Origin of the sequence: Corynebacterium sp. KPL1995 (assembly GCF_000477935.1) — a bacterium.
GTDB classification, from domain to species: domain Bacteria; phylum Actinomycetota; class Actinomycetes; order Mycobacteriales; family Mycobacteriaceae; genus Corynebacterium; species Corynebacterium pseudodiphtheriticum.
The window spans coordinates 1,447,152-1,459,513 of record NZ_KI515715.1 but is presented as its reverse complement, the minus strand read 5'-3'; the positions used below and the strand labels follow the sequence as shown (position 1 = coordinate 1,459,513).

General features: G+C 55.6%; 9 protein-coding genes. All 9 read right to left on the bottom strand.

What is annotated here, in order from left to right:
• Nucleotides 1-37: 37 nt before the first annotated feature.
• The 9 genes from ftsZ to HMPREF1292_RS06395 all read right to left on the bottom strand — a co-directional run bounded on the left by ftsZ (nt 38) and on the right by HMPREF1292_RS06395 (nt 12,246).
• On the bottom strand, nt 38-1,288 hold the full coding sequence (gene ftsZ / locus HMPREF1292_RS06435; protein ID WP_021353845.1) for a cell division protein FtsZ: 1,251 nt from the start codon (nt 1,286-1,288) through the stop codon (nt 38-40).
• Between the two features lie 201 nt (nt 1,289-1,489).
• Nucleotides 1,490-2,146: a cell division protein FtsQ/DivIB gene (locus tag HMPREF1292_RS06430; protein ID WP_023019226.1), complete on the bottom strand. Its 657-nt coding sequence runs from the start codon at nt 2,144-2,146 to the stop codon at nt 1,490-1,492.
• 2 nt (nt 2,147-2,148) lie between these two features.
• Nucleotides 2,149-3,666: a UDP-N-acetylmuramate--L-alanine ligase gene (murC, locus tag HMPREF1292_RS06425; RefSeq protein WP_232218040.1), complete on the bottom strand. Its 1,518-nt coding sequence runs from the start codon at nt 3,664-3,666 to the stop codon at nt 2,149-2,151.
• Nucleotides 3,667-3,777: 111 nt separating this feature from the next.
• The gene (murG, locus tag HMPREF1292_RS06420; RefSeq protein WP_021353842.1) at nt 3,778-4,920 is read right to left on the bottom strand and encodes an undecaprenyldiphospho-muramoylpentapeptide beta-N-acetylglucosaminyltransferase; all 1,143 of its coding nucleotides are present in this window, start codon (nt 4,918-4,920) and stop codon (nt 3,778-3,780) included.
• Nucleotides 4,893-6,437, bottom strand: a complete 1,545-nt coding sequence (locus HMPREF1292_RS06415) for an FtsW/RodA/SpoVE family cell cycle protein (RefSeq protein WP_231892400.1) — start codon at nt 6,435-6,437, stop codon at nt 4,893-4,895. Before HMPREF1292_RS06415 ends, murG begins: the two co-directional genes overlap by 28 nt.
• Before the next feature lie 2 nt (nt 6,438-6,439).
• On the bottom strand, nt 6,440-7,957 hold the full coding sequence (gene murD, locus HMPREF1292_RS06410; RefSeq protein ID WP_023019223.1) for a UDP-N-acetylmuramoyl-L-alanine--D-glutamate ligase: 1,518 nt from the start codon (nt 7,955-7,957) through the stop codon (nt 6,440-6,442).
• 7 nt (nt 7,958-7,964) lie between these two features.
• Entirely contained in the window at nt 7,965-9,062 is a 1,098-nt protein-coding gene (gene mraY / locus HMPREF1292_RS06405; RefSeq protein WP_021353838.1) for a phospho-N-acetylmuramoyl-pentapeptide-transferase, read from the bottom strand.
• Nucleotides 9,063-9,136: 74 nt separating this feature from the next.
• The gene (gene murF / locus HMPREF1292_RS06400; RefSeq protein WP_023019222.1) at nt 9,137-10,660 is read right to left on the bottom strand and encodes a UDP-N-acetylmuramoyl-tripeptide--D-alanyl-D-alanine ligase; all 1,524 of its coding nucleotides are present in this window, start codon (nt 10,658-10,660) and stop codon (nt 9,137-9,139) included.
• Nucleotides 10,660-12,246, bottom strand: coding sequence for a UDP-N-acetylmuramoyl-L-alanyl-D-glutamate--2,6-diaminopimelate ligase (locus HMPREF1292_RS06395; RefSeq protein ID WP_023019221.1), 1,587 nt, complete (start codon nt 12,244-12,246; stop codon nt 10,660-10,662). The genes murF and HMPREF1292_RS06395 overlap by 1 nt, the downstream gene beginning before the upstream one ends.
• Between the last annotated feature and the right edge of the window lie 116 nt (nt 12,247-12,362).

Here is a 12,362-nt window from a genome sequence, read left to right as displayed (position 1 = left end):
ATGAATGCGGAGATTCTGTAGAAGCCATATTCAGGCCTTAGCGCATGAAATCTGGCACGTCGAGGTCATCATCCGGATCCGTATCGCGGTGCGGCTGACGTGGTTCTGGTGCCTCCTGGAACCTGTCCGAGGTAGTAAACAAACCACCAGAGCGACTGCTAGGAGTACGAGGTTTTTCGCGCTCGCTAAACAACGATCCGCGTTCAGTGCGTGGGGCACGAGGCTCAGCTCGCTGGGTGCGCCCTGCACTTTCTGCGGCAGGACCGCGCTGTGCTGACTGTGCAGACTGCCCCTGCCCTTCGGTTTGCGCGGCATGTGAGCCGTATTCGTCTTGCAAGTTAGCTTGCGCATCGAAACCAGTTGCAATGATAGTCACGCGCACTTCATCACCGAGGTTGTCGTCGATGATCGTGCCGAAGATGATGTTGGCGTCAGGATCAGCTTTTTCTTCCACCATGGTCGAAGCCTGGTAAACCTCTTGCAGTCCAAGATCAGAACCACCGGCAATCGACAACAGCACGCCCTTTGCGCCTTCCATCGTCGATTCAAGCAATGGCGAATTTATGGCTTGCTCAGCAGCGGACATGACGCGGTCATCGCCACGCGCAGAGCCAACGCCCATCAATGCTGAACCCGCTTCTGCCATAACCGAGCGAACGTCAGCAAAGTCGACATTGATCATGCCCGGAATGGTGATCAGGTTAGTGATACCCTGCACACCATTGTGCAGAACCTCGTCGGCTGCCCGGAATGCCTCCATCATGGATAGATTTGCATCACCCAGCTGCAAGAGACGGTCGTTGGGAATGACAATCAAGGTATCGCAGACTTCCCGCAGCTCTGCGATGCCTGCTTCTGCCTGGCGGGAGCGACGTGCGCCTTCGAACTTGAACGGACGGGTGACAACACCGACGGTCAGTGCACCCATCTTTTTAGCGATATTGGCTACCACTGGAGCTGCCCCGGTACCTGTCCCGCCGCCCTCTCCAGCGGTGACAAATACCATGTCGGCACCACGAAGGGTTTCTTCCAACTCTGACTTGGAATCTTCGGCGGAAGTGCGGCCAACTTCCGGGTTGGCTCCGGCACCCAGGCCACGGGTCGCTTCACGGCCGATGTCATGTTTGACGTCAGCGTCCGAAAACAGCAGTGCCTGCGAGTCCGTGTTAATCGCAACGAATTGGACCCCCTTAAGGCCCTCTTCGATCATGCGGTTCACTGCGTTGACGCCGCCGCCGCCAACGCCAACGACCTTGATATCAGCAAGGTGATTGTTAGGTGAGGTCATAAGAGGAATTCCGGCCTTTCAGGTTCTGCTTGTTTTGCTTGTCGACTTTCGCGGGCGCGTTACTCGACTATCTTGAGTGACACTTGTGTAATTTTGGCGCATATCCGCGCGCGTGTCGAACACCTAAACCTTTACTTTAGGGTATTGAACTGGGCTTTTAACCCAAACGTTCAGGTGATCACCCCCGGGATTACCCCCGAGTTAGCGGACGGTAACCAGCCCTGGATTCGAAATATCCCAATGCTCCCCGTCTCGGTGGAGAACATGCTCCAACGCGGCAGCTTTCTGTTCATTGATTTCGTCAACGCCCCAGTAAATCGTGCGCCCATCATGCAAGTGTAACTCCATCGCATGAGACGCTTTCACCTCGACGGATGCAATGTCACGTCGCATTTCGGCAGGTATGGTCGCAATCGCCGATACGGCTGCATTCACAGCCCCTTCATCTTCGATTGCACCGGAGATTTCTACGGCTTCGTCCGGCGGAGTGTCAATAAAAAAGGCATGCCCCTGGTGATCAATCAAATGTGGGCCATCATCATGCTCAATAAAGCCGACAACTTCCCGCTCCGTGATCTCAATTTCCACAGTCGACGGCAGATGCCGGGAAACAGTAACCCCACGTACCCAAGGCTGCTTCGCTATACGAGCGGCGGCCCCAGAAGCGTCTATTCGTAACAGGTTGTCGCCCTCCTGAATAGCACTGTCGTCCAAGATACTCGCCTCTGCAACACGTTCGGTACCACTAATTTCGACCGAACTGACGCGCAGTACAGGAATAAACCAAAAAACAGCTGCCGTGAGGGCGAGTACCACGACGATCGCGGCTGTAGTAATCGTGATCGGTTTCTTTGCCACGGTTAGCGCCCAGCCTGATCCTCGACAGCGTGGGGCTTGAGCTCTTCACCATGAGGTTCCACAGCCTCGCCAGCGTTAACCAACCGCAAATGCTGCAAAATCTCAGGAGCAAGTACGGTCACGGAACCGGCACCCATTGTCAACACCAGATCATGAGGCCCAGCCAACGATGCGACTGTCGCCGGTGCAGCCGCCATGTCTGGTTCATAACGCACCGTGACCGATTCTTCCATGGCGTTGGTAATGATCCTTGAGGTCAACCCTTCCACCGGAGTTTCACGCGCACCGAAGATATCGAGAACCACGCATGCGTCGGCCAGCGAGAGCGCCTGTGCAAATTCTTGATAAAACTCTTTAGTACGCGAATACAAGTGAGGCTGGAAACAAGCAATAACTTTCCCGCCATTAGCCTCCGCTAAGACCTGTTCACGAGCAGCTGTCAGCACCGCCATAACCTCGGTCGGATGATGCGCATAATCGTCGTACACCTTCGCACCATGCAACGCACCGGAAGACACATCGCCATGGTATTCGAAACGACGACGGACGCCTGCGAAACTAGCAACGCCTTCTGCCAATTTTTGCGGGTCCGCACCTGCAGCGGCACCAGCCAACACCGCTGCAACCGAATTCAACACCATGTGATATCCGGGTGTCTGCACTAAATAATCCAACACAATATCCCGTTGCGCTGCTACAAACTGGTTGTTCTGAAGTGCTACAGCGTCGGGGACACGCACCTGCACCCACACGCGAGTACCGGCGGCCAAAACTTGTGTTCCGGTTACCTCTGCCACCAGCAAATCTGCCACTTCTGGCGCTCTGGTTTGTGAGGAAGTTCCGTACCCCAAAACCGTGATTCCACGACGCGCGCATGCTACTGCCAGGTCGGCGGTGTGCTTATCGTCCAGGCAAGCCACTAACACTCCGTCGTTTTCGATGAGCTCAGCAAAGTCTTGAAAGACCTGGAAATAATTTTCCGGGCTGCCAAAATAATCCAAATGATCCGGCTCTATGTTGGTTACTACCGCGATAGACGGGCGGTAACGAAGTAGCGAGGCGTCGGATTCATCCGCTTCCGCGACAAAAATGTCTCCACTACCGTGATGGGCGTTGGTGCCGGCACGATTAAGCTGGCCACCGATCGCAAAGGAAGGGTCAGCACCGGCACCCTGCAAAGCAGTAACAGCCATCGACGTAGTCGAAGTCTTACCGTGTGTGCCCGCGATCAGTACCTGGGTATAGCCTTCCATAAGCTCGGCTAGCAGATCTGAACGCCGGATGACTGGGATTCCATGTTCGGATGCAGCCTGCAACTCCGGGTTTTCTTTCGGAATTGCAGCGAATGAGGTAACCACCACCGTCGGCAAGCTACCCGTTAACTGTAAATTTTCGGCCTTGTGGCCTACTGCGATCTCAGCCCCCATTGAGCGCAGCGCACGCACTGGGCGCGAGTCTTTCACATCGGAACCAGACACTTTCGCCCCACGCGCCAAGAGGATTCGAGCCACACCCGACATTCCCGCGCCGCCGATACCGACTAAGTGCACTCGCGACAAATCAACCGTATCCGGATCAGTATTCAATTCAGCGTGCTGTTCTGACACGACAGTCTCCTAGCTCTGAGATTCTTATGTGCTGCTGGCTTCGTGGCTAGTACCTTCCGCGGAGGTAAAAGGAGAAGGATTAACCGAATTATCGAAAATGATACGCTCAGCTAGTCGCCACGCAGCATCACCTTGTTGGCTGGCAGCAGCCGCAGTGCGCATCCGCTGGTAGGTGCCACTATCACCCAGAATGGAAGACACCTCGTTGTACATCGTATCTGGAGAGAATTTAGCGTCGTCAATCTTACGCGCTGCACCTTCTGCTACCACGGCTTCGCAATTCAAGCCTTGTTCGCCATTACCATGCGGCAGCGGAACATAGACAGCAGGTAAACCGCTAGCGGAGACTTCGGCGACGGTCATCGCACCAGAACGACATACGACCAAGTCCGCTACAGCCAACGCAGCAGCCATGTCTTCGATATACGGCAGAGACACATAGTGCGGGTGTTCATGCGGTGGCTGGTTTTTCTTTCCATAGGCGTGCAAAATCTGGTAGCCCGCGTCGACAAGCCTGTCGACGCTCCCAGCTACCGCAGCATTTATCGAAGCAGCTCCCTGGGAGCCCCCGGTAACCAAAATGGTCGGCCGGTCTTCGACAAGACCAAAAATCTCCCGGGCCCGGGCGGTTTTTTCGCCACTCGGATCTCCCCCAGCCAGCTGTGGACGCACGGGAACACCGACGATATCGCCTGGCATCCCAGACCCAGCAATCGCGTTGAAACCGGTTCCGCCCAGCCGCACCCCCATTTTGTTGGCCATGCCCGCCAAAGCATTGGTCTCTAGGACATAAAACGGAATACCAAGCGATTTCGCAGCTAAATAAGCTGATGCAGAAACGTAACCACCAGTGCCAAACACAGCATCCGCACGGTTTTTCTTCAAAATCTTTCGGGCTTGCCGGATGGAACGCACTACCTTAAACGGCAGTGCAAACAAGTCGGCGTTAATCCGGCGCGGCACCGGCACGGGCGTAATCAATTCCAGATCAAAACCGCGCGCCGGAATGATATCGCTTTCTAGCCCCCGCGAGGTACCTAATGCCAGAACCTGCGCGCCGTAACGGTTTCGCAACACCTCACCAACGGCCAAGGCCGGCTCAATGTGCCCGGCGGTTCCCCCTCCAGCGAGGACAATGGTCAGTGCCGAATCGGTGGTTGACGCCATGTTCCTGATTGGCCTTTCTGGTTCGGGTACGAATTTAGATTATCGTGCATACCGTGTTTCGAGCTTACGGCCGTGTGCGCTGCACGTGTCACACTCCGCGAACGCGACGTTACTGCAGCGCCGAAGCGCTGTTCTGTACGACGCTGCTCCGTCCGTCGACGTTCCGGGCGCGATTTTTCCGGTCCGCGTGCGGGCTGGCGCCGGCCGGCGCGCTCACGCGAACGTTGGCCACCAGCTGCGGCGCGAGAAGATCGAACGTCGACAGTTGGTTCTGGAATCATAAACACGCGATCAAACAACGGTCGCCCATAGCTTTGCATATACGACACTGCTTCCGGCTCATGCCGCGCCACAGAAGCAAGCAGCCCCATGGCACCGAGCGTAACGACGGTTGAGGTACCGCCGGAAGAAATCAGTGGCAGCTGCACACCAGTCATCGGCATCAAGCCAATGACATAGGAGACGTTATAAAACGCCTGTGAGACGACGGTAGCCGTCAACGTTGCTGCCAGCAGCGACTGAAACTGATTTTGGGCACGCATGGCGGTGCGCAGGCCAAAAATTCCCAGCAATACGAACATCACGATGACCAAAACTCCGCCAAACAATCCGAGTTCTTCGCCGATAATGGCAAACACGAAGTCATTTTTGGCTTCCGGCAAATAGAACCACTTAGCGCGCGACTGGCCGATTCCAACACCTGTCATAGAGCCGTCGGCAAGCGACAAGAAGCCCTGGTAAGTCTGAAACGCTGAGCCCCGAGTGTCTGAGAAGTTACCCGTGAATGCCCCGAAGAACGTCGTAAAGCGATCACTTCGGTAGCCCCCACCAAGGAAGACGAAAACTAGCCCAACCACAAGGCCGAGGACCGCCAGAGCAATCACCCGCCAGTTAATTCCCGCAAAAAACAGAGTGAAACCGACGATGACGGCGAACGTCATCGCTACGCCCAGGTTTCCTTCAGCAAGCATGGCCCCGAAAAACAACACAGAGACCAAGATGTAAATCACAAACGGGTTAGTGAGCTTCACTTCGTTCAGAGTGCGCGGTGGTCGTTTGTTCGCCAGACTCAACGCGCCAAACATTGCTACGGCAATACGAGCAATCTCCGACGGTTGCAGGCGAATCGGTCCCAACACGATCCAAGACTGCGAGCCAACCTCATTACGTCCAACGCCAATGCCGGGAACGAAGACCAACATGGTCAAAATGGCTGCGAAAGCTAGAAACCATGGCGTGAGCTTCTTCACCTTAGCAAAAGGCGTGCGCAATGCAGCCCAGAAAACCGCCAGCCCCAACACCACATAAAAGGTTTGCCTTATCGCTTGCGCCCAGACAGTATTGCCTTCAATGACAGACCAGGTCATGGTCGCAGAGAACGCCATGACGACTCCGATGCCCACCAACACGAAAATGGAAATACGCAGCATTAAATAATCCAAGCCTGGATGCTTAGGCATGCTGAATTTCCAGTTACGCAATAAACGTCGACGGCGTTGCGGGGTCTGTGTGGCCATAGTTAACCAGAGTAGTCGGATGTGGCACGAGCAAACAGATCGCCACGCTGTGCCATCCCAGAAAACATGTCGAGGGAGGCTGCGGCTGGAGCAAGCAGTACAGTATCCCCAGCACTCGCCTGCTTATGCGCTGCGGCAACAGCCAAATCCATACAACGTTGCGGATCCTGCTCAGAAATTAGCTCTACCGGAATACCCGGCGCTTGCCTGTGCAATGTCTCAGCGATGGCGTGCCTATCAACACCAATGAGCACCACTGCTTTCAGCCGGTGCGCTTCTGCACGCACGAGCTCCTCCACACTGGCTCCTTTTAACTGGCCGCCAGCAACCCAGATAATAGACTCCAACCCAGCCATGGCAGCTTGGGCTGCATGCGGATTCGTAGCTTTGGAGTTATCGATATAGTCGACTCCTGCAATAGTGGCGACCACAGCTCCGCGGTGGGCAGCCACCCGGTATCGTGCCAGTCCAGCCGCAATATCGTGCGGTGCCACTCCATAGTCATACGCCGCTGCTGCAGCAGCTCCAGCGTCCAAGATTCCGGCAGCCCCTGGTGGTTGCAAACCTTCGATTTGGGCTAATTCCGTCATGGTGGATTCTTGAGCGTTCTCGCTATCTAGGCCTTCTCCGACTAAAGCCTCTTCTGCCAGAACTAAAGCGCGGTCCCGTACTCCTACCTGCCCAGTTATCGGCGCATATTGGGTGAAACCACGGGTGGTCCCAGTCCCGCCGTCCTCGGCTGCAGCATCTCGCTCATCGGAAATGCGGCGCGCTACCGTGTCATCAATGCCCACCACGCGCTTGGCAGCACGCAAAACGGTAGCTTTGTCTGCAGCATAAGCGGCGAAACTGCCATGCCAATCAATGTGGTCATCTGCAATATTCAGCAACACCCCCACATCTGGAATCAGGGTTGGCGCCCAATGGAGCTGGAAACTAGACGCTTCCAGCACCAAGATGTCTACGCGCGGGCGAGCTGCCAGTGCTTCGAAAACAGAAGCACCAATATTGCCGGTGGCCATCGCGCGCTTACCGACGCGCGCACCATGAGCATCCATGATGGAGCTCAGCATCCCAGTAGTAGTTGTCTTGCCATTGGTCCCGGTGACCACTAACCAATCACGGCAGGGCCCATAAACTCCGGCTCGGTCCAACCGGAAACCAAGTTCGACGTCGCCAATGACCTCTAAGCCCGCCCGTTTCGCAGCAATCAATAGCGGCGCATGTGGGGGCCAACCAGGGCTAGTGACGACGAGATCTAAAGCAGCAAGTTCGCGATCATCTTCGAAATCTACTGCAGTAGCTGCAACCGGTATCACCCGTGGTGCGCGGTCTGCAGAGCCATGTACCCCTTTGTCAGGGGTGAGAAATTGTTTCAACTCCTCAGCAAGCGCAGAAGCTGCAGCCAGATTGTTATCGGCGATGATCACGTCTGCGCCGAGTTGCACCAGGGCACGTGCACAACCAGCACCCGAGACACCTGCACCCGCGACGAGCACGCGCTTGAGTTGCGTTTTCATTAGCGTCCTAACCTGTCAGAAGCAGCCATTCGCCGTAGAACAGCGAGGTACCAAAAATCACTGCCATGGCGGAGAGCAACCAGAATCGGATAACCACCGAGGTTTCGGCCCAGCCACCATTTTCGAAGTGGTGATGGATTGGTGCCATACGGAAGAAACGTTTGCCGGTGGTACGGAAGACCACGATCTGGATAACCACCGATGCTGCTTCGATGACGAAAATAGAACCGATGATAATCATCAACAATTCAGTCCGCGTGGTGACCGAAATGCCAGCCACCAATCCACCCAGGGCGAGCGATCCAGTATCCCCCATGAAAATCTTCGCCGGGGCTGCATTCCACCACAAAAAGCCCAAACTCGCGCCTAATCCTGCAGCGGCCAAAATCGCAATATCGAGTGGATCACGCACCTGGTAACAAGCGGCGTCGACCGCATGGGCGCAAGAATTTCGGAATTGCCAGAAGGTAATCAGCGTGTATCCGCCCATCACCAGTGCGGTGGAACCCGCAGCCAGCCCGTCCAAACCATCAGTGAAGTTCACTGCGTTGGACCACGCAGAGATCAGGATATACATGAAGATCACAAAAGCAATCGTTCCGATGATGATCCCGCCGGCTGCGATGTCGAAAGTCTCAATATCGCGGATAAATGACAGATTGGTGGTGCCTGGAGTCAGCCCCTCATCGTTCGGAAACTGCAGCACCAAAACAGCGAAGGCGATCGCTAAAAATAACTGCCCGACGAGCTTGCCGGTCTTATTTAGCCCTAAATTCCGCGACTTAAACAGCTTGATTGAGTCGTCCATAAAGCCAAGACCGGCGAGGCCAAGCATCAAGCCAAGAACTAATAAACCGGATGCAGTGAAGGAGCCCGCATTAGTCAGCCAGCCGTATATGTTGACCAAGACATAAGCAATCGTGATCCCCAGCACGATCGCGATACCGCCCATGGTGGGCGTACCACGTTTACGCATATGCGAACGTGGCCCATCTTCGCGGATCTCCTGGCCCCGGCCCACGTTGGTGAAATACCGAACCAGCACCGGAGTCGTGAAGATTGCGACCAGGAAGCTGATAACGCCGGAGAGAATAATCTGAGTCACTGGTTACTATTCCTTATGCTTTTTCTCAATACTTTTAATCGAAAGCGCTTCGGTTTACTGCGAGCATCTGCACACTACAGCTCAGAATTCACGAGCTGATCAGCGACTCGCCACAGCCTCCACGCGTTCGAGGCTTTCACCAAGACAACCACGCGGCGCTGTGCCGAACCTAGGATCTCTTCCACTGTACGCGTCGCACCAGTCACATCCGCAACATGGTGGGTAAGAACGCCTACTTCCTGGGCACCTTCCGTGAGCGCAGCAATATTGTCAGTCTTGCCGACGGCCACAAGCGTATGTACGCCATAGGCTGCCAATTGCGTGCCCAACTCCCGATGCGCAGCAACAGCGTCGGTGCCTAATTCACTCATCTCGCCTAGCACCGCGACGGCCTGTCCGGAATCTTCCAGCTGCGTGTCTTCCAACTGCGTGGTAGTGCCGGCGCTCGCGGCTAAAGCCGCAAGACCTGCGCGCATCGATTCTGGATTCGCGTTATACGCGTCGTTGATGATGGTGACATTCGCACCACGCTGCCTTATATCCATCCGATGCGCGGACACTGCAACGTAATCACAAAGCGTCGTTCCAATGGTTTCCAATGGCACACCGGCAGCAGCAGCCACCGCTGCAGCAGCCAAGGCATTAGCGATCTGATGTTTGCCCGCCACCTGCAACCGAACCTGAACTGGCTGCGCTTCCGGGCTATGGAGCAGGAATGACGCGCGTGCAAGCTCGTCAAGTCTGACATCAGTCGCATAATAATCAGCCTGAGTGTCCCCATTCGCCGAAAACGTCACGACCTTGCCCTGCGTACGCGTGGCCATCTGCACAACAGCGGGGTCATCGGCATTAAGCACCGCGACACCACCTGCGCTAGCTTCCGGCACAGCTTCTATTAGCTCACCTTTCGCTTGGGCGATGGTGTCTTTTGAGCCGAACTCACCCAGGTGCGCAGTGCCCACGTTAAGCACCGCACCGATTTGCGGAGGCGCGATCTCCGCCAACTGTGCGATATGTCCAAGGCCGCGAGCTGAAAGTTCGGTCACCAAGAATTGCGTATCTTCGTGGCAACGAAGCGCGGTGTAAGGATGGCCAATTTCATTGTTAAACGACCCCGGGGGTGCAACTGTCGGCCCTGCCGTCGACAAAAGCGCCGCCAACATATCCTTCGTTGAGGTCTTGCCGGCTGAACCAGTCACCCCAACCACGCTGAGCCCCCACCTGCTGGTCAGCCTCGTGACCACAGCGCGTGCAAGTTTCGCGAGCGCAGTTAACAGCGCACGTACGGAACCATCTTCGTCGTGCGCGAACACATAGGCTTGCGAACCAGCTTCAGCTTTGGCCTGGCTAGGCACGATAATCGCCGGGGTCCCTACCGGGCGGGCTGCAAGTGTAACCACTGCCCCTGCTGCATGGGCTTTTTCTGCAAAGTCATGGCCATCGACCTTGGCGCCCGGCAACGCGAGAAACAGACTTCCAGGGCTAATCTGTCGGGAATCAAATTCGACGGTGCCGATAACCTTGGCTTGCGGGTTTGCAACGTTGTCTAGCCGCCCCCCGACAATCTCAGCAATCTCTGCGATAGTCAGTTGAATCATTATTTCGCCCCTTTTCCAGCGAGTGCTTCGGCAAGAACTTTCCGGTCATCAAACTCGTACACCGTATCCCCTACTATTTGCCCAGTTTCATGCCCTTTTCCAGCCACAACGATGGCATCGCCAGGGCGTGCCCACTCGACCAAAAGCTTGATAGCCTGCGCACGATCACCTTCCTCCACCAAATGGGCAGATTCATCCGCTAGGCCAGCCTCCCCGGCTGCTTTTAGCAACTCCGCACGCGCACCCTCCATCATTGCTGCGCGGATCGGTGCTGGATCTTCCGTACGCGGGTTGTCATCCGTGATGACGACATAATCGGCTTGTTCGGCTGCAATCCGCCCCATAATGGCACGTTTCGAAGAATCACGATCACCGCCGCAGCCAACGACCACACCGACTCTTCCGCTGACCTGGCCACGCAGTGTTGCGAGTACCGCCTCCAGCGCACCAGGCTTGTGCGCGTAGTCAACCACAGCCACAAAATCCTGGCCTTGTGCCAACGATTCCATCCGGCCTGGCACAGCAACTTTTTCCACGCCGCGTATAAATGCGCTCAGTTCCACACCAGCGAGCTTCGCCATTGCACAGGCTAGGGCTGCGTTTGCGACATTGAAGCTGCCCGGTAACGGCAAATCTATCTCTACTTTTTCTCCAGTTATCTGCACATTCACCTGCTGGTTACCGCTCGGCGCAAGTTGCGCAGCAGTGACGACAACTTCGGCGTCAGTGGCCTTATCCACGGCGCTGGCTTGCTGGGAAGAGCTGTCAACGTCGGCAAGATGCGTACGGACTCGCCAGCATTCCTGCGTATTACCTTCTGCAATATCGGCCATCTCTTGGCCCCAGTGATCATCGATAACAACTGCTGCATTGCGCGCAGCTAGCTCTCCCCGGAATAACCGTGCCTTCGCCTGGAAATAATCTTGCATGGTCGGATGGAAGTCCAAATGATCCTGGGATAAGTTGCTAAAACCTGCGACCGCAAAACGCGTACCTGTAACCCGTCCTAGTTCCAGAGCATGGGAGGAGACTTCCATGACGACGTGGCTGACTCCTTGTTCCACCATCATCGCGAAAAGCTCTTGCAGCTTTGGTGCTTCTGGGGTGGTCAAACTGGTGGGAACCTTGGTCCCGTTGATCCGCGTACCGGTGGTACCGATGATGCCGACTTTGGCACCGGTTTCGCGCAGGCCAGCTTCTAAAATATAACTCGTCGTAGTTTTCCCGGAAGTGCCAGTTATGCCAATAACCTGCATTTTCTGCGAAGGGTGATCGTAGATTTCTGCGGCAATCAGCCCCAACACGCTTCGCAAGTTGTCTATCACCCAGACGGGACGCTGCTCGCCACGGTCCTTGAGAATGCTTGCACCGGCGGTATCCGTCAGGATCGCTGTGGCTACAGTCTTTTCGGCAAATTCCGCTCCATGCGCCCTATTGCCTGGCAATGCGGCAAAGATTTCTCCCGGCTTTATGTGCTGAGAATCTAACCCAATTCCGGAGATCGTGATACCGCTTGTCGAGCTGCTCATAGCGCCAGCAAGCTCACCACCAAATTCTTCCAGCAGTGTGGCCAGTGTTGTGCTCATAGGAACATGCTCCTTGTCTAAAGGTCGGTGGCAAAGTGTTGGTCGGCTAATGGTCGGTGGCAAAGGGTCTACGGCAAAGAATCAGCACCAGTAGTTGGCGTCGAAAAGGCAGACAC

Coding starts and splice junctions, on each gene's coding strand:
- HMPREF1292_RS06395 (WP_023019221.1), bottom strand. CDS start 12,246: ATGAGCACAACACTGGCCACACTGCTGGAAGAATTTGGTGGTGAGCTT.
- murD (WP_023019223.1), bottom strand. CDS start 7,957: ATGAAAACGCAACTCAAGCGCGTGCTCGTCGCGGGTGCAGGTGTCTCG.
- murG (WP_021353842.1), bottom strand. CDS start 4,920: ATGGCGTCAACCACCGATTCGGCACTGACCATTGTCCTCGCTGGAGGG.
- murF (WP_023019222.1), bottom strand. CDS start 10,660: ATGATTCAACTGACTATCGCAGAGATTGCTGAGATTGTCGGGGGGCGG.
- ftsZ (WP_021353845.1), bottom strand. CDS start 1,288: ATGACCTCACCTAACAATCACCTTGCTGATATCAAGGTCGTTGGCGTT.
- murC (WP_232218040.1), bottom strand. CDS start 3,666: ATGTCGGGTGTGGCTCGAATCCTCTTGGCGCGTGGGGCGAAAGTGTCT.
- HMPREF1292_RS06415 (WP_231892400.1), bottom strand. CDS start 6,437: ATGGCCACACAGACCCCGCAACGCCGTCGACGTTTATTGCGTAACTGG.